The sequence below is a fragment of the Streptomyces sp. NPDC021093 genome (assembly GCF_044333135.1).
In the GTDB taxonomy this organism is placed as follows: Bacteria; Actinomycetota; Actinomycetes; order Streptomycetales; family Streptomycetaceae; genus Streptomyces.
On sequence record NZ_JBIRQJ010000015.1, the window covers coordinates 47,905 to 70,105 of the forward strand.

Here is a 22,201-nt window from a genome sequence, read left to right on the forward strand (position 1 = left end):
CCTCAGTCCCGCGACGGGGATCGCGGTGAACGGGGGTTCTGCGACGCGGAGTTCTGCGATGCGGAGTTCTGCGGCTGGGTCTTCTGCGGTTGGGTCTTCTGCGGCTGGGTCTTCTGCGCCTGGGAGTGCTGCCAGCGGCGTTCGACCTTGGCGAGTACGTCGGCGCTGTAGGCGCGCTCCGACTGGGCCACGGCGAACTCCGCCAGGTAGCCGCGGTACAGGTCGACCGGCTCCTCGGCGAGCATGAGCATGGCCCGGTTGGGGGCCACCGCGGGGGCAGAGAGTTCCTGTACGGCGCGTTCGACGGCGGCGTCCATGTCCGCGGCCGGGACGACCTCGTCGCAGATCAGGTGGGCCTCCGGGTCGCTCGCCAGGATCCGGTGGCCGCCCAGGATCACCCGGCGGGCGAGCCGGCCGCCGGTCTGCCGGGTGAGCCGGAGGTTGCCGAGGCCGGGGACGATGCCCTCCTCGGCGGCGGGCAGGCTGAAGTACGAGCCCTGCTCGGCGATCACCCGGTCGAGGACGAGCAGCAGCTGCATGCCGCCGCCGATGGCGAACGTGTCGACGGCGCCGATCCACGGCTTCTGGACGGCCCGGTCGGTCCACGCGCCGGGGGCCGGGTCGAGGAGGAGGCCGCGGGCCATCTTGTGGAGGCAGCCGAGTTCGCGGCCGAGCAGGAAGCGGGTGAGGGAGATCGCCCCGTTGCGCAGGTCCTTGAGGTTGATGCCGGCGCTGAAGACGCGGCGTCCGGCGTAGCGGGGGTGCTGGACCTCGCCGCCGCGCAGCACTCCCACCCGTACCCGGTCGTCGAGGAGCGCCAGGTCGACGGCAGTCTCCAGGTTGGCGACGAGCCGGTTGTCCTCGGCGTTGAGACAGTGGGTGTTGAGGAAGGTGAGGTGGGCGGCGTGGCCTCGGCGTTCGAGCAGGACCGAGTCCAGCTCGATGCGTCCCGTGGAGCGGAACGCGTCGAGCAGTTCCAGGGCGCGGGCCGTGGGCCGCAGCATCGCCTCGATGAGGTGGAGGCCCGCCCGCGGGGAGCGCAGCACGGCGCCGCAGAAGATGCCCTGGTCGATCTCGCGCCCTTCCTTGTGGGCCTGTACGAGCGCGAGTTCGGCGTCCATGAGGGCTGCGGTGGGGACCAGGCCGGGGAAGCGTTCGGCGGCCGCTTCGACCAGTTCGGGCAGCCGTACGTGGCGGGTGCGGCCCTCCGTGAGCAGGTCGTACACGGCGTCGGTGTGCACGGCGAGGAAGGCGCGCCGTGCGGAGCGGGCCGAGGCGTGGATCTGCTCGGCGTGCTGCTGCTGGGCGGCGCTGCGGTCGGGCCTGGGCGGCAGCGCGGCGAGTTCTTCCTCGGCGCGGGCGGTGCGCTCGGCCAGGGTGCGGGCGTCGCGGGCCAGGTCGCCGGTGTCCGGTGCGGCCCGGTCGAGGAGCGCGGTGGTCATGCGGCCGGGCTCCCCACTGGTTTCGCCGGGGCGGCGGCGGGGGTACCGGCGGCGGGCCCGCCCGCCGCCTGACCGGCGGCGGCCCGCTCGCCCGTCGTCCGCGCGTCGACGGCCCGCTCGCCAGCGCCGAGCAGGCGCAACTCCCGGTCGCAGGCGGCCAGATGGACCCCGAGGGCGTCGTCGTACTCCACCGACGCGGCTTCCAGGAGGAGTTGGCGGCGCAGCGCCAGCTCGCGGTCGGAGGCCCGTCCCATGAGGACGGTCGCGGTGTGCACCGCCTGTTCCAGGTCCTCGCTGACCTGGTCGATCAGGCCGAGTTCGGTGGCCTCGTCGAGCGGCAGGTCGATGCCCCACAGGACGAACCGGCGCGCGCGTGCCACGCCGATGTGCTGGACGAGGCGGAAGACGGCCATGCCGGGCCAGAAGCGGCCGTCGTTGACCGGGAACATCAGGACGAGGCCGGGCGAGGCGATCCTGAAGTCGGCGACGAGCAGCAGGTCGAGGGCCGGGCCGCCGCAGGTGCCGCTCGCCACGGCGAGGGTGGCGGACGGCAGCTTCTCCAGGCGTCGTACGGCGCGTTCCCAGCGGTTGACGTCGCTGATGCCGACGGCGGTGGGCCAGGCCCGCGACTCCGGGGAGACGGCGGCCAGTTCGAGTACCACGACGCTCTTCTCGGTGCGGCTCTCCGCCTGCTCGCACAGGGCGTTCACCGCGGCGGTGAGCTCGGCCAGCGGCCGGGTGCCGTCGACGGTCAGCCGCAGCCCGAGGTCGTCGGGCAGCAGGGTCGTGTCGGTTGTCGCGTTCATCATGTGCGCGCTTCCTTTCGTCACCAGCCCACCAAGGCCATTTCGATGGTCGAGCCGGGCCCCATGGTCATGAGGACCCCGTGGTCGCCCGGCTCGGTGCATGCGTCGTTGCGCAGCCGTTCGTACGAGAACAGGAAGGAGCCGCTGGACATGTTTCCGTGGTCCTTCAGCACTCCTGTGGTGTGCCGCACGTCGTGGCGGGTCAGCCCGAGGTTCGCGCGGACGGAGTCGATGACCTTCTTGCCGCCGGAGTGCACCACCCAGTGGGAGATGTCGGAGCGCTGCAGTCCGGTGCCGTCGAGGAGCCGGTCGAGGGCGATCTCGGCGTGCGCCCCCACCACGTAGGGGACTTCGGGGTCGAGGTAGAAGCTGAACTTGCCCTGGTCGTCGTCCCAGTCGTAGCGCATGGCGCCGACGGCCTCGGGGATGATGCAGCTGGAGAAGCGCAGCAGTCCGGGTCCTGGGTCGATGTTCTCGCCATGCTCGGTGACCGCCTTGTCCGCCTCCCCGTGCTGCCCGAGCTGCCCGAGCTGCCCCTGCTGCCCCTGCTGCCCCTGGGAGAGGACCGCGACGGCTCCCGAGCCGTCCCCGAAGAGGCTGTTGACGACGGAGGAGCGCATCGTCCCGTCGAAGACGTACGCCGCCGAGCAGGCCTCGATGCAGACCATCACGGCGAGTTCGCCGGGGTGGTCGTGGGCCCAGCCGGCCACCGCGGTGAGTCCGTTGAGGCCCGCGTTGCAGCCCATGCCGACGACGTCGAGCCGGGAGCAGTGCCGGTCGATGCCGAGCTCTTTGATGAGCAGTGCGGAGAACCCGGGGGTGAGCAGTCCCGTCGTGGTGACGCAGCACAGGTAGCGGACGTCCGCGAGGGTCGCGCCGGCGTCCTTGAGGCAGGCCTCGACCGCTTCGCGGCCCATCTCGATACCGGTGGTCACGTGCTTGCGCAGCAGGTCGCCCTGGGTCTCGTCGGCCCGGGTGCCGTCGTCCGCGAGCGGCGGGAGGGTGAGGTTGCGGCGCTCGATCGCGCTGTTGAGGAACACCGACCGCACGCGCGGGTCGGTGATGCCGAAGACGTCCAGCATCTCCTGCTGGGTGTACGAGGATGCCGGGACCGCTGTGCCGACACCGGTGATCCGCGGTGCGCTTTCCAGGAGTTTCACGTGTACCTTCCGAACCTTCCGAAGGGAGGCGGCAAGCGGGGACGCGCAGGGCCGGTCAGCCGAGGTAGTCCTCGGGTCCGCCTTCGCGGACGGTGTCGAGCGTGAAGCAGTGGAACCCTCCGCCGAACAGCCGCCGGTGCCGGTGGCGGACCGGCACGACCGTGAAGCCGTGCTGTTCCAGCTTCCGCATCAGCTCCGGGCACGCCTCGTTGACCAGCACCGTCCGCGGGTCCACGGAGAACACGTTGAGGTCGATGAAGGGGCTGGTCAGGATGAGGTCGTCGTCGTCGTAGCGGGGGAAGTTGTCGCTCTCCGGCTCGGGCGGCACGATCAGATCCCAGCCGCGCAGCGCCTCGGGCAGCTTCTCGGCCACCTTCTCGGAGCGCACCAGCAGCGTGCCGGGGCGCAGGGCGAGCACCATCGAGTCGATGTGGCTGTCGCTGAGCTTGTGGACGCGGTGGATCCGGAAGCGGCCTTCGAGGTGGCGCTCCAGCCAGTCGACGGCCAGCGCGTGGTGCGCGGTGGAGAGGTTGACCACGATGTCCCGGCCGAGCCGCAGGCACTGTGCGCCGTCGAACATCATCTCGATGCCCACGTCGTACGGGGAGGCCTGCGGGTCCACGATGGGCTCGGTCGGTCCGCCGGCGGTGCCTTCGCGCACGTAGGAGAGGTCGAAGGACGCGTCGGTCATCATCGGCCGGGGCATCACGGTCCAGCGTGCGCCGGCCTGGAAGTACCGCTGGAAGACCGGCTTGAGGAGCTGGGTCTCGAAGTAGCGGGAGCGGACCATCGGCGAGGTCTCGATGATCTCGTCGCCGACGATCAGGGTGTTGTCCCGGACGTTGAGCGGCGGGACGACCGAGGCGGGCCAGGCGGGCGTACGGATCTCGGAGGTCGTCGGGTGCACGTCGAGCGGGCGCAGGACGTTCGCGCCCAGGCCGCGCAGTGCGTCGGCGATCCCTTCGAGGTCCTCGCACAGTTCGGCGACGTACCGGTCCTTGATGGGGACCCGGCGGCCGTTGGTGTGCGCGGCGCTGGTGGCGCGGGAGTTGAGCCGGGGGTAGTACCACTCGGACCGTGACGCGTTGTCGTTCGCGATGTTGTCGTGAAAGAAGAGATCGAACGAAAGCTCGCGTTCATGTGAAATATAGTTCTCGGCGGAACCGACGATCACCTCTTTGAGAGGTGACCACTCGTCGAAGCTGTTCAGTTTCATCGGCGCCCCGTTCGTCTCGGGTCTGGTCCGGAGGCCCGGACAGACATCGGGCTCGGAACAAGATGGCAGCCACCGTGGCTGAACTCCACCCTTCCCCTTCGGAATTCAAGCTTTTCTGGATCCTTGAGCTTCCCTTGAGCGGCTCTGGATTGCCGTGGGTTGCCACCGTGTCGGCACGAGCTCTAGCGTGCTTTCTCGTTGCACTGCGGCCATCCCAGAACCGGGCCATCGATCCCGAACAGAGGAATGCAGAATGAGCACCTCGCACGAAGGCGACCCCGTATTCGACCGTTTCCAGTTCCTCATGAACGCTCCCGCGCTTTACAACGCGGTGACCACGGCGGTCGAACTGGGAATATTCAAGCACCTCGCCGGCAGCCCGCGGGCCGATTTCGATCAGCTTCGGGAGGCCGCCGGAATTCCGGCCCACCAGCTGCGGGTCCTGCTGCAGGCCGTCTGCTCGACCGGTCTGCTGCGCCGCGAGGACGGCCGGTACCTCAACTCCGCCGTCGCCGACGACCTGCTGGCCACGGACGCCGAGGACAGCTGGGGCCACATCATGGTGGGCTGGAAGGAGGTGTACTACCCGGCCTTCGCGCAGATGACGACCGCTCTGCGGGCCGGTACGAACACCGCCCTCGCCGACTACCCGGGCGACGAACCCACGCTCTACCAGCGGCTTTCGCGCAACCCCGAGCTGGAGGCGGTCTTCCACAAGGCGATGAGCGCCTTCACGCTCCGCTCGGTGGACGGCCTGGTCGAGCGCGAGGAGTTCGCGTCCGTACGGCGGCTGCTGGACGTCGGCGGCGGCGACGGCACCACCTCCGCCCGGCTCGTCGCCCGCTGGCCCGAGCTGCGCTCCACGGTCTTCGACATGCCGAGCGTGTCCCGGCTCGCCGACGACAAGACCGCGTCGGACACCTCGGGCCGCCTCGCCCTGCACCCCGGCGACATCTTCACCGATGTGTTTCCGCGCGGCGCCGATTCCATTCTCTTCAGCCACGTTCTGGAGATCTTCTCGGAGGAGCAGATCCTCGGTCTCCTGACGAAGGCGTACGACGCACTGCCCGAGGGCGGAAAGATCTTCCTGTACGGCTACAACGTGTCCGACGACGAGACCGAGGGAATCTTCGGCGCCCGTCTCGGTCTGTACTTCAACGTCCTTGCCAGCGGCCAGGGAATGGCATATCCCGCACGCGACTACGAGGCCTGGCTGACGAAGGCCGGATTCCGCGAGGCGCGGACGGTCACCGGCCTTCCGTATGAGCACGGACTGACCCTGGGCGTCAAGTAAAAACACGGTCAAGCAAACCCGGGACCAGGTAGAACCGGGCGCCGGGAAATCCGCACCGATCACCGAGGGAGAAGATCAATGCCCAACCCTTTCGAAGATCCGGACGGAACTTTCCTCGTCCTCGTCAACGATGAGGGCCAGCATTCCCTGTGGCCCGAATTTGCAGCTGTTCCGGAGGGTTGGGCCGTCGTGCTCGGTGCGTCCGACCGGCCGGCCTGCGTCGCGTACGTCGAGGAGAACTGGCAGGACCTGCGGCCGAGGAGTCTGGCCGCCCTGCTGGACCCGGCGGCCTGACGGACGTCCGGCCGCCGGGTCCGCCGGGCCGCAGCTCGGCGGGCGACCACCGCCTCCGGCGGCCGGGTCGGGGCGTCCGGGCCGGGGCCACCCGCCCGGACCCCCCGACCGCCCCCGGCGGACGACCAGTTCCAGCAGACACACGACTCCAGGAGCGGACGACGATGATCGCGGGTTCGGTGCACGAGTCCTTCCGGGCGCAGGCGATGCGCACCCCGGATGCGGAAGCCGTGCGGTGTGCGGGACGCAGCCTCACCTACCGGGAGCTGGAGGAGCGGTCGAACCGGCTGGCCCACCGGCTCGTCGCCGAGGGCGCGGGGCCCGAGCGCCCGGTGCTGGTCCTCACCGACCGCTCGGTCGAGCTGGTGGTGGGCCTGCTGGCGATCCTCAAGTCCGGCTCCTTCTACCTGCCGCTGCACACCGCCTTCCCGCAGGACCGCATGCAGTGGATGGCCGGGGAGAGCCGGGCCCCCGTCCTGCTCGCCGACACCACGATGCAAGGCCGCTGGCTGCCGGAGGTCCCGGCGACGGTCCTGGTCGACCGGCCCGAGGAGTTCGCGCACCACCCGGCCACCGCCCCCGAAGTACCGGCGGCGCCCGACCAGTTGGCGTACGTGATGTACACCTCGGGCTCCACCGGGCTGCCCAAGGGCGTGGCCATCAGCCACCAGGGCATCCTCGACCTCGTCGCCGACTCGATGTTCACGGTCCCCGGCGCGCACGACCGGGTGCTCCTGGTGGCCTCGTACGCCTTCGACCCCTCCACGTACTCCTTCTGGTACCCCCTGCTGCACGGCGGCACGGTGGTCGTCGCCGCCGAGGACGAGCTGACCGTCGACCGGCTGGCCCGGCTCTTCGGGCAGGAGCGCATCACCGGCGTGGACATCACCGCCGGGCTGTTCCGCGTCATCGCCGAGGAGCGGCCCGAGTGCTTCCGGGGCGTACGGGAGATCATCACCGGCGGGGACGTCAACTCGCCCACCGCCGTGCGCAGGGCCCTCGACGCCTGCCCGGGCCTGACGGTCCGCTGCGCGTACGGGCCCACCGAGACCACGCTGTTCGCCACCCAGGCCCCCTGGCGGGAGTCCGCCGCGGTGCCCGAGCCCGTGCCGATCGGCCGGCCGCTCGACGGGATGGGCGGGTACGTGCTCGACGACCGGCTCCGCAAGGCGGCGACCGGGGAGACCGGCGAGCTCTACATGGCGGGACCCGGCCTGGCCCGGGGCTACTTCAACCGTCCCGCGCTGTCCGCCGAGCGCTTCGTCGCGGACCCCTTCGGGCCGCCAGGCACCCGGATGTACCGCACCGGCGACCTGGCCCGCTGGAACGCGGACGGGCTGATCGAGTTCGCCGGACGGGTGGACAACCAGGTCAAGATCCGCGGCTTCCGCATCGAGCCCGGCGAGGTCGAGGCCACCCTGGCCGCCTTCCCCGGCCTGCGCCAGGCCGCCGTCGCCGTCCGCGAGGACCGGCCGGGTGACAAGCGTCTGGTCGGCTACGTCGTCCCGGACGAGGGCGTCGCGGTCGACCTCGGCGCGGTGCGCGCCCACCTGTCGGAGCGGCTGCCCGCCTACATGGTGCCCTCGGCCGTCGTCGTCATCGACGAGCTGCCGCTGACCCCCAACCACAAGGTCGACCACCGTGCGCTGCCCGCGCCGCCCACCGAGCGGCAGGACGGCAGGGGCCCGCGCGACGAGCGGGAGCGGCTGCTGTGCGGCCTGGTCGCGGACGTCCTGGACGCCCCCGGCACCGGCATCGACGACGACTTCTTCGCACTCGGCGGGCACTCGCTGCACGCGACCCGGCTGATCAGCCGCATCCGTGCGGCCTTCGACATCGACCTCGGGGTGGCCGCCGTCTTCGCCCACCCCACCGTCGCCGCACTCGCCGAGGCCGTCGGGCGGGCGCCCGCGGCCCGGCCCGCGCTGCGCGCCCTGCCGCGGCCCGACCGGGTCCCGCTGTCCGCCGCCCAGTACCGGCTGTGGTTCCTCGGCCAGTTGGAGGGCCGGTCGGCGACGTACAGCCTGCCGATCGCGATCCGGCTGCGCGGCCCGCTCGACACCGGGGCGCTGGAGGCGGCCCTGGGCGATGTGCTGGCCCGGCACGAGGGGCTGCGGACCGTGTTCCCCGAGGTCGACGGCGAGCCCTGCCAGGTGGTCCTCTCCCCCGAGCGGGCCCACCCCGCGCTGCCGGTCGAGCAGGTGGCCGACCTCGCGGCGACCCTGCGCGCGGCGGGCCGCGAGCCCTTCGACCCGACCACCGAACTGCCGCTGCGGGCACGCCTGTTCGCGGAGGGCGACGACGCGCACACACTGCTGCTGACGATGAATCACATCGGCAGCGACGGCTGGTCGATGGAGCCGCTCACCCGCGACCTGCGCGAGGCCTACACCGCGCGCCTCGACGGCGCGGCCCCCGACCGGTCGCCGCTGCCCGTCCAGTACGCCGACTACGCCCTGTGGCAGCGCGAACTCCTCGGCGCCGAGGACGACCCGGAGAGCCTTTCCTCCCGTCAACTCGCCTACTGGCGCACCGCGTTGGAGGGCGTGCCCGAGGAGCTGGAGCTCCCCCTCGACCGGCCCAGGCCGACGGTGTCGGGGCACGAGGGCGGCGTCGTCCCGGTCCGGATCGGCGCCGCGCTCCACGACGCCATCGTGAAACTCACCCGCACCACCCGCACCACCGTCTTCATGGTGCTGCAGGCGGCCGTGGCCGGGCTGCTGACCCGGCTGGGCGCGGGCACCGACATCCCCGTCGGCTCCACCATCGCCGGGCGCACCGACGCCGCCCTCGACGACCTGGTCGGCTTCTTCGTCAACACCCTGGTGCTGCGCACCGACACCTCGGGCGACCCGGCCTTCACCGAGCTCCTTGAGCGGGTGCGGGAGACGGACCTGGCCGCGTACGAGCACCAGGACGTGCCGTTCGAGCGGGTCGTCGAGGCCCTCAACCCGGCCCGCACGCCCGGCCGTCACCCGCTGTTCCAGGTGATGCTGGTCCTGGAGAACCCCGGCGGCTACCGCTTCTCCCTGCCCGGCGTCACCGCCGATTCGAAGGAGCTGTTCACCGGCACCGCCAAGTTCGACCTGCTGTTCAGCTTCACCGAGGAGTACGCGGCCGACGGCACGCCGCTCGGCATCACGGGCCGCCTTGAGTACGACACCGGCCTGTGCGACCCGGCCACCGCCGCTCTGCTCGGGGAGCGCCTGGAGCGGCTGCTGGCCGACGCGGTACGGGCGCCCGAGCGCGCGCTGTCCGAGGCCGACCTGTTCCTCGACGGCGAACGCGAGCGGGTGCTGACCGGGTGGAACGCCACCGGGGCCGCGCTCCCGCTGCCCGCCACCGTGACCGAGCGGTTCGAGGAGCAGGCGGCCCGTACCCCGCAGGCACCGGCCGTGGTGGCCGACGGAGTCCGTCTCTCGTACGCCGCACTGAACGCGCGGGCGAACCGCCTGGCGCACGAGCTGACCGATCGGGGGGCCGGCCCGGAGACCCTGGTCGGGCTGTGCCTGCCGCGCGGCGCGGACATGATCACCGCGATCCTGGCCGTCTGGAAGACCGGCGCCGCCTACCTGCCCGTCGATCCCGCCGAACCCGCCGGGCGCACCGCCTTCCAGCTGGCCGACAGCGGGGTGCGGCTGCTGGTGGGCACCCGGGCCTCGCTGGCCGCCCTGCCGGAGGACGGGACGCCGTGGCTGGTCCTGGACGACGAGACGGTGGCGGTGTCGCTCGCCGGGCGACCGGACACCGGTCCCGGCACGGCCGTCGCGCCGGGCACGGGGGCCGCACCGCGCACGGCCGTCGCGCCGGGCACAAAGACCGCACCGCGCACGGCCGTCGCGCCCGGACAACTGGCGTACGTCATCTACACGTCGGGCTCGACGGGCCGACCCAAGGGCGTCGCCGTCACGCACGGCTCCCTCGCCAACTACACGGACGCGGTCCCCGGCCGGATCGGCGTCGGGGAGTCCGGCGGCCGGTACGCGCTGCTGCAGCCGCAGGTCACCGACCTGGGCAACACGATGGTGTTCGCCAGCCTCGCGACCGGCGGCGAGCTGCACATCCTCGACGCCGGGGCGATCACCGACCCGGACGCCGTGGCCGCGTACCTGAAGGACCATCGCATCGACTACCTCAAGGCGGTCCCCTCGCACCTCGCGGCGCTCTCCGCCGGGGGCGGCACGGCACGGGTGCTGCCCGCGAAGTCGCTGGTCCTGGGCGGCGAGGCGGCGGACCCCGCCTGGACCCGGGAGCTGATCGCCGCGGCGGACGACCGGGGGCTGCGGGGGCTGTTCAACCACTACGGGCCGACGGAGACCACCATCGGCGTGACCACCGCCCCGCTGCCCCGGCAGGTGCGGGACGGCGCCGCGATCCCGGTGGGCGCACCGATCGCCCGTACCCGGCTGTACGTGCTCGACCCGTGGCTGCGGCCCGTGCCGCCCGGCACGACCGGTGAGCTGTACGTCGCCGGGGCCGCGCTCGCCCGCGGTTACGTGGGCCGCCCAGGACTCACGGCCGCCTCCTTCGTGGCCTGCCCCTTCGAGTCCGGGCAGCGCATGTACCGCACCGGCGACCTGGCCCGCTGGAACGCGGAAGGACAGGTCGTCCTCGCCGGGCGCGCCGACGACCAGGTGAAGGTCAGGGGCTTCCGGATCGAGCCGGGCGAGGTGCGGGCCGCGCTGGCCGAGCACCCCGGGGTCGCCCAGCTGGCCGTGGTGGCCAGGGAGGACGTCCCCGGCGACGTACGGCTCGTCGCCTACGCCGTACCCGCCCTGGCCGGAGACGGCCAACTCGCCGCGGGTCTGCGGGAGTTCGCGGCACGCAGGCTCCCCGAGCGGATGCTGCCCTCGGCGGTCGTGGTCCTGGACCGGCTGCCGCTGACCCCGAACGGCAAGCTCGACCGCAAGGCCCTGCCCGCGCCCGACCGCACCGCCGACCCGGCTGCCGGACGGGGTCCCGTCACCCGGGGCGAGCAGCGGCTGTGCGAGCTGTTCGCCGAGGTCCTGGGGCTCGACGCGGTGGGCGTCGACGACGACTTCTTCGCCCTGGGCGGGCACTCGCTGCTCGCGACCCGGCTGGTCGGCCGCATCCGCGCCGAGCTGGACGGCGCGCTGCCGGTCCGTACGCTCTTCGCGGCGCCGACCGCGGCCCGGCTCGCCGCACGGCTGGGCCGGGGCGGGCAGCACGAGCGGCAGGACTCGCTCGGCGTGCTGCTGCCGCTGCGCGAACAGGGCACCCGGCGGCCGCTGTTCTGCGTGCACCCCGCCATCGGGCTCGGCTGGTGCTACAGCGGGCTGCTCACGCACCTGGACGGCGACCAGCCGGTGTACGGCCTGCAGGCCCGCGCGTTCACCGAACCCGAAGCGGCGCCGCAGGACTTCGACGCCCTGGTCGCCGACTACCTGGCCGAGATCCGCGCCGTACAGCCGCACGGCCCGTACGCGCTGCTCGGCTGGTCGTTCGGCGGCACCGCCGCGCACGCCCTGGCGGTGCGGCTGCGGGAGGACGGCGAGGAGGTCGACTTCCTCGGGGTCCTCGACGGGTACCCCACCCGGGACGACTGGCGCCGGGAGCCCCTCGCGCACGACGACCCGAAGGTGTGGGCCGAGATCGCGGAGTCCGTCGGGCACGACCCGAGCGCACCCGGCAGCCCGCTGGCCGTGGCGCTCGGACCGGCCGGACTGGCGGCGCTGCCACGGGTGTTCACCGGTGTCTCCAGGCTCCGCGAGGGCACCGTCACGGGGGTCCTGGACGGCTCGATGGTGTTCTTCGGCGCCGCCGCGGGCCGCCCCGAACGGTTCACGCCCGACCTGTGGACGCCCCATGTCACCGGCGGCGTCGAGGTGCACGAGATCGACTGCGCCCACGGGGCCATGACCGGGCCCACCGCACTGGCCGTCGTCGGCCCGGTCGTCGCCAAGCACCTGGGCCGGCGGTCCAGGCAATCGGAATGAGGGATGCCATGAACAGCCCGGCCACGTACACCCCTGCTCCTGCTCCTGCCTCTGCCCCCGCACCCGCCCCTGTCCCTGTCCCTGTCCCTGTCCCTTCCGCCCCCCGCCCCAACGCCCTGATCCTGCACGTGAAGTCGGGCAGGCTGCCCGCGGTGCTGCGATCGGCACCGGAGATCGGCCACCTCACCGTGATCACCGAGCCGGGCCACACCGAGCGGTACGGGCCCGAGGTGGACGTCCGGCTGGTCGACGACGTCCTCGATCCGGCGAGCGTGTGCCGCGAGGCGCTGCGCGCCTTCGCGGAGCGCCGGATCGACCTCGTGCTGTCGCCCTTCGAGCTGGGCATGTCGGTGGCCGGGCAGCTGCGCTCGTACTTCGGTCTGCCCGGCATCGGCTACGAGACGGCCAACGCCTTCTCCCACAAGTACGTGATGAAGCAGCGCATGGCGGCCGGCGGCGTCCCCGTCGCCGGGTTCCGGTTCGCCGCCGCACTGCGCAACGTGCCCGAGGCCGCCGAGGAGCTGGGCTGGCCGGTCATCGTCAAGCCCGTCCTGGGCGGCGGCTCCCTGGACATCCGGGCGTTCTCCGGCCGGGCGGCCTTCGACGAGTTCTGCGACTCCCCCGCAGCCGACTCCCTCAAGGCGCGCGAAGTCCCCCTGATCGTCGAGCAGTTCGTCGAGGTGCTGGACGAGTACCACTGCGACGGGATCGTGCACGGCGGCGAGGTCGCCTTCGCCTCCCTGTCCCGGTACTTCGTGCCGGTGCTCGGCCGCAAGGAGGTCTTCGGCTCCCATCTCGTCACCGACGAGGCCCCGGACCACGACCTCATGCGCGCACTGCACGCCCGTACCGTGCGCGCCCTCGGCCTCGAAGCGGGCGTCACCCACATGGAGTTCTTCCGGACGCCCGACGGCATCCTCGCCGGGGAGATCGCCTGCCGCCTCGGCGGCATGGGCGTCGTCGACGCCGTCCGGCTGCAGACCGGCGTCGACCTGTGGCGGGGCTTCCTGGACACCTCCCTGGGGCTGGAGCCCACCGTCGAACGGCGGGGCGGACGCACCGACACCGTCGCCCACCTGCGGCTGCCCATGACGCCCGGACGCATCGTCAGGCTCAGTACGGCGGAGGAGCTGGAGGCCGTACCCGGGGTGCTCAAGGCCGACATGAAACGGCGGATCGGCGACGTCGTCCCGGCCCGGCTGGGCTCCGCCACCGGCAGCGGACTCGTGTACTTCGCCGTGTCCGACCCGGCCGAGATCGACGGGACGGTCCGGCGGATCCACGACGCGTACGAGTTCGAGACCGAGGACGTCGTGGAGGAGGCGGCATGAGCGGGCAGGCCACGAGCGAGCAGGTCACCGGCGAGCAGAGCGCCGACCCGCAGGTCACGGACGAGCAGGGCACCGGCGAGCACGTCCTGATCGTAGGACCGGGCCGCGACCTGCCCACCCGGGTCCGCCGGGCCCGGCCGGGCAACCGGACCACCGTCATCTGCCGCCTGGAGTCGGTGGCCCGGGTGCGCGAGATCACCGAGCACTCCGCCGTCCTGGCGCTGCCCTCCGACGCCCCCGACGAGGAGTGGATCGCGCTGGCGGCCGCCGCCCACGCCCGGCATCCGTTCACCCGGATCGCCGGATTCCTGGAGTTCGACCAGCGCCGCTGCGCCGTCATCGGCGAGGCGCTCGGACTGGCCACCCACCCGCCGCGGACCGTCGACCTGGTCTGCGACAAGGACGCCATGCGGGCCCGGCTGCGCGAGAGGGGCGTCGACTCCACCGCGTCGGCCCGCGTCGCCGACCTGGCCCAACTGGAGGAATTCGCCGCCGAGTTCGGGTTCCCGTGCATCGTCAAGCCGGTCGAAGGCGCGGGCAGCAGGGGCGTCGCGCGGGTGGACCGGGCCGGGGAACTGGCCGCCGCACTCGCCCGCGCGGGCGGCGAGGCCGTCGTCGAGCAGTTCCACGAGGGCCCGCAGTACAGCGTGGAGGCGTTCTCCGAGGAGGGGGAGCACCAGGTCCTCGCGGTCACCCGCAAGTTCTCCGACCCGGCGACCTTCGTCGAGCTCGGTCACGTCTCGCCCGCGGAGCTCACCGACGCCCGGGAGAAGGAGATACGCGCGTACGCGGAACGGGTGCTGGACGCGCTGGACGTACGGTACGGGCCCACCCACACGGAGATCGTCCTCGGTGCGGAAGGGCCCCGGTGCATCGAGACGCACCTGCGGATGGGCGGCGACCGGATCCCGTACCTGACGCGGGACTCGACCGGTGTCGACCTCGCCGAGTGCACGGTGCGCCAGACCGTCGGCGAGGCCGTGCTGCCGGGCATCCGGGCCGTCCTGGCGGAGCCGCGCGAGCCGGTCTGCCACGCGATCTGGTTCGCGGCGCTGCCCGCCGCGGGGGTGCTCACCGGCACGAGCGGCCTCGACGAGGCGCGGGCCGTGCCCGGGGTCACCGAGGTGGACCTGCTGGTGGATCCGGGCAGCACGGTCGGCGGCCTGGACTCGTCCTGGTCCCGCGTCGGCTACGCCCGTGCGTGCGGCCCCACCGAGGACGCGGCGGTGGGCGCGGCCCGCGAGGCCGTGTCCCGGCTCGGCTTCCAGCTCCAGGTGAGGGCCGGCGAGGGGCAGGCCGTGTAGTGCGGCGGACCTTCGCCACGTACCCGGCGAGCCACCCACGCGCGCACCCGCGCGAACGCCCGTGAATGCCCGCGCACATGCCCGCGCGAACGAGGAGAAACACCGTGACTGACAAGGCCGTACTGCCGAAGACCTTCCGGCGGCTGTGGGCCGCATCGGCGGTGTCGGCGCTCGGCGACGGCGCCTATCTGGCCGCGCTTCCGCTGATCGCCGCGAGCATGACCCACGATCCGGTCGTCCTGTCGCTGGTCGCGGCGGCCGCGCGGCTGCCCTGGCTGCTCTTCGGCCTGATCGGCGGTGCGCTGGTCGACCGCTGGGACCGGCGCCGCACCATGTGGATCGCGGACCTGGCCCGCTCGGTGCTGCTGGTCGTCGCCGCCGTCGGCGCGGCGACCGGGCTGATCGGCATCCCGCTGCTGATCGTGCTCGCCTTCCTGCTGTGCCTCGGGCAGATCATGTTCGACACCGCCACGACCGCCTATCTGCCCGAACTCCTCGACCGGGAACCGGAGTTGCTGCAGCGCGGCAATGCCCGTCTGTTCGCCACGCAGACCGCGGCGAACGGCTTCGCAGGGCCGCCGCTGGGCGCCGCGCTGTTCTCCGTCGGCCGGACCGTGCCGCTGGTCGCCGACGCGGTGTCGTTCCTCTTCAGCGCCCTGGTGATCAGGTCGCTGCCGAAGACCCCGCCGAGGCCGGTGCCGCGCAGGCGCTCGGTCCTCGCGGAGGCGCGCGAGGGCGCGGCGTACCTCTTCCGCGATCCGCTGCTGCTCGGGCTCTCGCTGCGGCCCGCGTTCGGCAACCTGGCGTTCGCGGCGGGCGAGGCCGTGTTCGTCCTGTTCGTCAAGGACGAACTGCACCTGGGTCCTGCCACGTACGGCATGCTGCTCACCGCCGAGGCGGCGGGCGGCCTCGCGGGCAGCGCGGTGGCCCGCTGGCTCGGCGACCGGCTCGGCCGGGGAGTGGCCCTGACCCTGGCACCGGCGCTCGCCACCTGCTCGCAGGTCGCGCTGGGGCTCTCCAACAACGCGTGGACGGCGGGCGCCGCGATGGTCCTGTGCGGCGCGTCGGTGGGCACCATGATCGTGCTGGCGTCCTCGATCCGGCAGGCCGTCGTCCCCGACCACATGATGGGCCGGGTCGCGTCCTGCGCCCGGCTGATGTCGATGGGCTCCGTACCGCTGGGCGCGCTGCTCGGCGGCTACCTGGCGACGACGCTGGGTCTGCGCGCCCCGTACCTGATCGGTGCGGGCTTCCTCATCGTCACGACGCTCCTGAGCGCGACCGTCACGACGAACCGCAGGATCGACGCGGCCCTCGCGAAGGCGGCGGCGGACCGGCAGGAAGAGGCCGCGGAGACGGCGGCTCAAGCGAAGACGGAGGCAGAGGTGCCGGAGTCGGTCGGCAGGCCGAACGATCCGCAGGGCTGAGCGAGCGAGAGGGAGGGGGCGCCGGTGCGATCGGCAGGACGGGGTGCACCGCTCGGTCTGCTGGAGGAGCTCTTCGCGGCCTCCCGGCACGGCGAGGGCTGCGCGGCGCTCGTCACCGGCGGCCCCGGCATCAGGAAGAGCTCGCTGCTGCGCGATTTCGCCGGGTGGGCGGGGCAGACCGGACGGGCGGGACGGACCGGGCGGGCAGGCAGGGCGGGCGGGCAGGCAGGCAGGGCAGCCGGGCGTGCTGGTGCTGAGTGCGACCGCCTCGCCGGCCGGGTCCGGGATCTGCCGGTACTGAGCGGCCCGCGCCGCGCGGTGGACGCGCCGCGCGGTGGACGCGCCGCGCGGTGGACGCGCCGCGCGCGTGGGGTGTTCACGTGCGGTACGGGCGGCCGGTGGGGACCGCATCAACCCGGCGCTGGTGGTGACCAGTTGGGCACGTACCCCGCGGGGCGTTCCGTCGGGCGTGCTGCTGCGGGCGGGTGACCGGCAGGCGCGGCCCGGCGGCCCGGGTGCGTACCGCGTCGATCATGTCGGCATGCGTACGAGACGAAGGACCCTCGCCGTCGGTGCCCTGTCCGTCTGCGGGCTGCTCGCCGCCGGTTCCGCCTCCGCGGCCAAGGACCCCTGCCTCCATCCGGTCGGCAACTGGGCCGGGGCCACCCTGCCCGGCGACCACACCAGTGTCGGCGCCCGGTGGCGCGTCCCCGCGGTCGACTGCGCCGAGTCCGGCGAAGAGGCCCAGACCGACAACTGGATCGGCAGCGGCACCGGCAGGAGCTGGCAGGACCCGCTGAACCAGATCGGCACCAGCGCACTCTGCCAGGACGGCACGGCCCACTACTTGGCGTGGTGGGAGCAGTACCCCGCCGCCCCCTACAACTTCACCGACACGCTCCGGCCCGGCGATCTGATGTCTGCCGCGATCAGCCGTGAAGCAGGCTCGCAGGACTACCTGCTGAAGCTGACCAACAGGACCCGGAAGTGGTCCCGGAAGGTCTCGCTCGCCGGACCGCCCACCAGCACCCAGGTCCAGGTCATCACCGAGCTGCACACTCCCGCCGCCGTGACCTCGACCGCCCGGTACGACGCGGTCGAGGTCGACGGCAGGCCGCTGCTCTCGTACCGGGACACGCTGAAGGTCACGTCCCGGCGGACGGGCGGCGTCTGTGTCGACACCAGCACGCCGGGCCCGACCACTCTGGTCACCGCGGTCCGGAAGTCCTAGTCCTGGGGAGACGCGATGCGTCCGGCCCCGCGGCGTCCGGTCCTCAGGCGGGGCGCTTGGCCATGACGACCACGCCCGGCCCGGTCTGCTCGTCCGCGGGGAGCCGGAGTTCGGCGACCGGGTGCAGTCCGGCCTGCTCGATCAGGGCCACGAGCTGTTCCGGCCGCCACTTGTGCGTGGTCCAGCTCACGGGCCCGCCGTAGGCCTCCGTACGCACCAGGTCCTCGTCGCCGACGTGGGTCGCGGTGATCAGGTGGCCGCCCGGCTTCAGTGCGCGCGCGAACATGGCGAGGACCTGCGGAAGGACCTCGCGGGGGAGGTTGAACAGCGACCACCACCCGAGCACGCCGCCGAGCGACGCCTCTTCGAGGTCGAGTTCGGTGGCGGAGGCGACGCTGAAGCGGCACTGCGGATGAAGCCGCCGCGCGTTCTCGATCATGCCGGGTGAGAGGTCGACTCCGGACACGTCGAGTCCGCGTTCGGCGAGGTAGCCGGTCACGGTTCCGGGCCCGCAGCCGACGTCGAGAACGGGCCCGAGCCCGCTCACGGTGTCGGCGAAGGCGTCGATCGACGCCTTGAGCCAGGGGTGACGACGGATGTCGCCCATTCCCGTCGTCACCACCATGTGGGCGTAGTTGTCGGCCACCCGGTCGTAGGACTCGCGGACCGTGTCGAGATCGGCCGGGCGGTCGATGTGGTGTGTGCGCATCGGCCCACCCTAGGAGGCTGCTCGGGCTGCTCAGGCTGTCGGGGTGCCGAACCAGTGGGCGGCGGCCCGCTCGAACGGTGCCCGGTCATCGAAGCCGCGTGCGCCCGCCCAGGCGACGACTCCGTCGGGCCGGACCAGTACGGCGTCGAGGCCGAGGTCGTTGCGGGCCGGCCCGGCGACGTACCGTACCCGCTCGTCCCAGCCCTTCGCCGCCTCCCGCAGACGGCGATCGGGGGTGAAGTCGAGGACCACGCCCCGCCCTTCCTGCATCAGGTCGCCGAGGCGGGTGCCGTCCTCCAGGCGGAGTTCGGGGGCGTTGCGGCCGACCAGCGGATGCTCGCTGCCGGGGTCGCCGCTGCCGAGGTCGTAGCGGACCGAGGCGCCGGACAGCTTCTCGAACATGTACGTCGTTCCGTCCCTGGTCCCGAGCAGGTCGCGGACCACTGCCTGAACCGCCCGGCCGTGCGGGCCCGGTTGCAGGGTCGCCACCTGGGCGCGCGTCCATTCCACCACCCACTCGCCGACCGGATGGCGCTCGCGGGTGTAGGTGTCGAGCAGTCCGTCCGGGGCGTGGGCGCGGGGATTGGCGCGAGCATTGGCGTCGGCGTGCACGGTCGCCGCGAGCTTCCAGCCCAGGTTCAGGGCGTCGCCGATACCGACGTTGAGGCCCTGCCCTCCCAGCGGAGAGTGGATGTGGGCGGCGTCGCCCGCGAGCAGGACGCGGCCCTGCCGGTAGGTCGTCGTCAGCTTCGCCCGGTCGGTGTAGCTGGAGGCGAGGTGGACCTCGTTCAGCGTCACGTCGGTGCCGGACACCCGCCGCAGAACCGCCTGGAGGTGTGCGTGGCTCGGCGGCTGCGAGCGGTCGAAGGCACCGCCGTCGAACTCCATCACGCTGAGGTACCCCGCCATTTGGAGGTAGATGCCCATGGGGGTCGGATTGATCCCGGGGCGCAGCTTCTCGGGGTCGGCGATGTCGGCGAGCATGGTGTAGCCGGTGAACTGCGGTTCCGTACCGACGAATTCGAAGCCCGTGAGCCTGCGCACCGTACTGCGTCCGCCGTCGCAGCCGACGAGCCAGCGTCCCGCGTACTCGTCGTCGCCCGCGTGGGCGACCACGTTCTCGTCGTACTGCGTGACGGCCGAGACCGTGACGCCGCGCCTGATCTCCACGCCGAGCTTGACCGCCCGCTCAAAGAGCACGCTCTCGACCGCTTCGAGGCTGGTCAGCATGGGTTCCGGCGCCGGGCCTGAAAGCCGGAACGGCAGGGCTGCGACGTCGACGTTCGCCGGGTCGAGCACCAGTCCTGCGAAGTGCCCCACCCGGGCGGGAGGCGCCGGCTCGTCCGCGTCGGGGCCCGCATCGGGGCCCGCATCGGGGCCCGCGCCGGGGCCCGCGCCGGGGTAGTTGTCGATGCCCGACGCCTCCAGCAGCTCCTGCAGCATCCCCCGGCGGTGGAACGTCCCGACCGACGTGGCCGACAGACCGCGCAGCCCGAGCGGCATGACCCGCCACGGGGTGCGCGGCTGCGGCTCCTGCTCAAGCACCAGTACGGAACAGTCCGCGAGGCCGAGCTCGCACGCGAGGAACAGGCCCACCGGGCCGGCGCCCACGATCACTACGTCGTACACGAAGATCACCCCTCCAAGGCGGACGCACGTCCGGGCGGGTGCCCGGCGGGTCCATGTGAAAGGTGTCAACTCCCGTCGACAATCCACCGACAGGCCGCCCACACCGGTCCGACAGCCCCCACCGCGGCCGGGTGTCGACGTCGCACAGGCGGCTCCCGACCCTCGCCCAGATTGCAAAGAGTTCTTCGCGGAGAACTCTTTGCGAAGAACTCTTTGTGGTTTACCGTATGCCGTATGACTGATGCAGCGGAGAGTCCCGAAGGCCCGAACGTCGAAGAGGGCTCGGTCGTCCTGGATGCCAAGGGGCTGCGCGCCCTGGCGCATCCGGTGCGCGTGCAGGTGGTCGGGCTGCTGCGGAAGCACGGCCCGTCGACGGCCACCCGTCTCGCGGAGCGGTTGGGCGTGAATTCCGGTACGGCCAGTTACCACCTGCGCCAGCTCGCCGCGGCCGGCTTCGTGGCCGAGGACACGGAGCGGGGGAACGCGCGGGAACGGTGGTGGCGTTCGGTGCACCAGGTGACGCGCTTCGACCACGAGGACCTCGCGGAGCGGGAGCCTGAGGCGGCGCTGGCGTATCTGCAGTCGGTGCACAGCACGTACACCATGCGCACCCAGCAGGGGCTGCACGGTCTGCAGGCGCTGCCGCGGGCGTGGCGGGAGGTGTTCGACATGAGCGACGCCGCGCTGCAGCTCACTCCCGCGCAGGCCCGGGAGATGCGCGACGAGATCTGGTCCGTGATCGATCGCTACCGGCGGGCCCCGGGCGACGAGGAGAGCCAGGACACCGAGCGGGTGTGGGTGAACTTCCATGTGCTGCCGGAGGTCAACCTCACGGAGCAGGAGGAGGGTTGATGCGGTACGAGAAGGAGGATGCGGTCGGCCGGGCGCGATTACGGCCGCTCGCGGGAGTTCTGACGGCACTGCTGGTCGCGCACAGCGGCACCAGGATCTCGGCCATCGCCATTCCGTGGTTCGTGCTCGTGACGACCGGCAGCGCCACACAGACCGGTCTGGTCGCGTTCTGCGAGATGGGCCCCTATGTCGCGGTCAAAGCCTTCGCCGGGCCGCTGGTCGACCGGATCGGGCCCCGCCGGATCTCCTGGGTGGCGGATGTCGTCAGCGCGGCCGCCGCCCTGCTGATACCCCTGCTGCACGCCGAAGGCATGCTCTCCTTCGGGGTCCTGCTGGCCCTGGTCGCGGTCATAGGCACGGTCCGCAGCCCCGGGGACCTCGCGAAGGACGTCATGATCCCCGAGGCGGCCGGACTCAGCCGGGTGCCGCTGGAACGGGCGACCGGTCTGCAGGGCGTGTTCGAGCGCCTGGCCGGGACCGTGGGGCCTGCCGCCGGAGGCACTCTGGTGGGGCTGGTGGGCCCGATGGTCGGGTTGGGGGTCAACGCCGTCTGTTTCGCGCTGGGTTCGCTGATCATCGCCGTGGCGCTGCCCGCCGGCATGGGACGACCGCAGAAGCACGATGCCGAGAAGCACTTCGCCGAGAAGGGCAAGGGCGGGGAAGCGGGCGAGGGCGGGGGCACACGCGAGGCGCGGGACGGCTACTGGCACAGCTTCCGGCAGGGCTTCGCGTTCCTGCGCGGGCAGCCGATACTGCTGACGCTCTACGCGATGCTCGGCATCACGAACCTGCTGGACGCCGCATACGTGGCCGTGCTCATTCCCGTCTGGGCCTCGGGGTCCGGATACGGTCCTGCCACGATCGGGCTGGTGCTCGCCTCGTTCAGCGTCACGGCGACGGTCGGCAGCCTCATCGCCGCGGCGGTGGCCCACCGGCTGCGGCGCAGGCCGGTGTTCTTCCTCGGCTGGCTCGTCACGGGGGCACCGCGGTTTCTCATCCTCATGACGGACGCGCCGCTGTGGTGCGTGGCGGTGGTGATAGGCATCGGCGGTTTTGGCGGCGGCTTCATCAACCCGATCATCGGTGCCGTCACGTACGAGCGGATCCCCCCGGAAATGATGGGCAGGGCCCAGGGCATCGGCGACGCCATCACCTGGGCCGGGATTCCGCTGGGCGGTCTGCTCGCGGGCGCCGCCGTGGCGGGCATGGGTCTCGCACCCGCGCTGCTCATCGCGGGCGCCGTGTACTTCCTGACGACGAACCTCACCGGTCTGCGCCCGGAATGGCGTGAGATGGACCGCCACCGCGGCAAGGGACAGGCAGGGCGCAGTCCCCACGCCGCCCCGCGAGAACCCGCCTCATCAGCCTCCTAGCGGAGCCGACTTGGGAATTCCTCCTCACGGAGGAGACGAAGGCGCCGTGAGCTGCGGATACCTCTCGCCCCTTGAGAGGCCGCAGCGCTTCCCCGGAGAAACTCACCGGTGCTGCGCCGGATCGGCCGCACCTATATTCCTCGCGTCAGCTGCGACGGCCTCCTCCACCTCGACGG

At 72.3% G+C, this 22,201-nt stretch carries 15 protein-coding genes; 9 read left to right on the forward strand and 6 right to left on the reverse strand.

Annotated elements, in window-relative coordinates:
* Window positions 1–2: 2 nt before the first annotated feature.
* The 4 genes from dpgC to ACH4SP_RS36830 all read right to left on the reverse strand — a co-directional run bounded on the left by dpgC (window position 3) and on the right by ACH4SP_RS36830 (window position 4,624).
* Window positions 3–1,442 carry a (3,5-dihydroxyphenyl)acetyl-CoA 1,2-dioxygenase DpgC gene (gene dpgC / locus ACH4SP_RS36815; protein ID WP_398421793.1) on the reverse strand — a complete coding sequence of 480 codons (1,440 nt, stop codon included), beginning with the start codon at window positions 1,440–1,442 and terminating at the stop codon, window positions 3–5.
* Window positions 1,439–2,251 carry an enoyl-CoA-hydratase DpgB gene (gene dpgB / locus ACH4SP_RS36820; protein ID WP_398421795.1) on the reverse strand — a complete coding sequence of 271 codons (813 nt, stop codon included), beginning with the start codon at window positions 2,249–2,251 and terminating at the stop codon, window positions 1,439–1,441. Before dpgB ends, dpgC begins: the two co-directional genes overlap by 4 nt.
* Window positions 2,252–2,268: 17 nt before the next feature.
* Entirely contained in the window at window positions 2,269–3,330 is a 1,062-nt protein-coding gene (dpgA, locus tag ACH4SP_RS36825) for a 3,5-dihydroxyphenylacetyl-CoA synthase DpgA (RefSeq protein ID WP_398422130.1), read from the reverse strand.
* Window positions 3,331–3,463: 133 nt separating this feature from the next.
* Entirely contained in the window at window positions 3,464–4,624 is a 1,161-nt protein-coding gene (locus tag ACH4SP_RS36830) for a glycine amidinotransferase (protein ID WP_398421797.1), read from the reverse strand.
* Between the two features lie 253 nt (window positions 4,625–4,877).
* Here ACH4SP_RS36830 and ACH4SP_RS36835 point away from each other — a divergent pair, with 253 nt between their 5' ends.
* The 7 genes from ACH4SP_RS36835 (at window position 4,878) to ACH4SP_RS36865 (ending at window position 17,462) form a co-directional block, all read left to right on the forward strand.
* Window positions 4,878–5,918, forward strand: coding sequence for a methyltransferase (locus tag ACH4SP_RS36835; RefSeq protein ID WP_398421799.1), 1,041 nt, complete (start codon window positions 4,878–4,880; stop codon window positions 5,916–5,918).
* A 78-nt stretch (window positions 5,919–5,996) separates the two neighbouring features.
* Window positions 5,997–6,212, forward strand: coding sequence for an MbtH family protein (locus ACH4SP_RS36840; protein ID WP_398421801.1), 216 nt, complete (start codon window positions 5,997–5,999; stop codon window positions 6,210–6,212).
* 164 nt (window positions 6,213–6,376) lie between these two features.
* The gene (locus ACH4SP_RS36845) at window positions 6,377–12,169 is read left to right on the forward strand and encodes an amino acid adenylation domain-containing protein (RefSeq protein ID WP_398421803.1); all 5,793 of its coding nucleotides are present in this window, start codon (window positions 6,377–6,379) and stop codon (window positions 12,167–12,169) included.
* A 152-nt stretch (window positions 12,170–12,321) separates the two neighbouring features.
* The gene (locus tag ACH4SP_RS36850; protein ID WP_398421805.1) at window positions 12,322–13,500 is read left to right on the forward strand and encodes a hypothetical protein; all 1,179 of its coding nucleotides are present in this window, start codon (window positions 12,322–12,324) and stop codon (window positions 13,498–13,500) included.
* Entirely contained in the window at window positions 13,497–14,804 is a 1,308-nt protein-coding gene (locus ACH4SP_RS36855) for an ATP-grasp domain-containing protein (RefSeq protein WP_398421807.1), read from the forward strand. The genes ACH4SP_RS36850 and ACH4SP_RS36855 overlap by 4 nt, the downstream gene beginning before the upstream one ends.
* A 104-nt stretch (window positions 14,805–14,908) precedes the next feature.
* Window positions 14,909–16,231 carry an MFS transporter gene (locus ACH4SP_RS36860; protein ID WP_398421808.1) on the forward strand — a complete coding sequence of 441 codons (1,323 nt, stop codon included), beginning with the start codon at window positions 14,909–14,911 and terminating at the stop codon, window positions 16,229–16,231.
* A gap of 367 nt (window positions 16,232–16,598) precedes the next feature.
* A complete protein-coding gene (locus ACH4SP_RS36865) occupies window positions 16,599–17,462 on the forward strand; it encodes a G1 family glutamic endopeptidase (RefSeq protein WP_398421810.1) in 864 nt (287 codons plus the stop codon).
* A 43-nt stretch (window positions 17,463–17,505) separates the two neighbouring features.
* On the opposite strand, the gene ACH4SP_RS36870 is transcribed toward ACH4SP_RS36865, so the two are convergent.
* Both ACH4SP_RS36870 and ACH4SP_RS36875 read right to left on the reverse strand, forming a co-directional pair.
* Window positions 17,506–18,171: a class I SAM-dependent methyltransferase gene (locus ACH4SP_RS36870; protein ID WP_398421812.1), complete on the reverse strand. Its 666-nt coding sequence runs from the start codon at window positions 18,169–18,171 to the stop codon at window positions 17,506–17,508.
* 30 nt (window positions 18,172–18,201) lie between these two features.
* Window positions 18,202–19,800 carry an FAD-dependent monooxygenase gene (locus ACH4SP_RS36875; RefSeq protein WP_398421815.1) on the reverse strand — a complete coding sequence of 533 codons (1,599 nt, stop codon included), beginning with the start codon at window positions 19,798–19,800 and terminating at the stop codon, window positions 18,202–18,204.
* A 234-nt stretch (window positions 19,801–20,034) separates the two neighbouring features.
* Between ACH4SP_RS36875 and ACH4SP_RS36880 the strand changes: the two genes are divergently transcribed.
* A complete protein-coding gene (locus tag ACH4SP_RS36880) occupies window positions 20,035–20,652 on the forward strand; it encodes an ArsR/SmtB family transcription factor (protein WP_398421816.1) in 618 nt (205 codons plus the stop codon).
* The gene (locus ACH4SP_RS36885; protein WP_398421818.1) at window positions 20,652–22,025 is read left to right on the forward strand and encodes an MFS transporter; all 1,374 of its coding nucleotides are present in this window, start codon (window positions 20,652–20,654) and stop codon (window positions 22,023–22,025) included. Before ACH4SP_RS36880 ends, ACH4SP_RS36885 begins: the two co-directional genes overlap by 1 nt.
* Window positions 22,026–22,201: the final 176 nt, after the last annotated feature.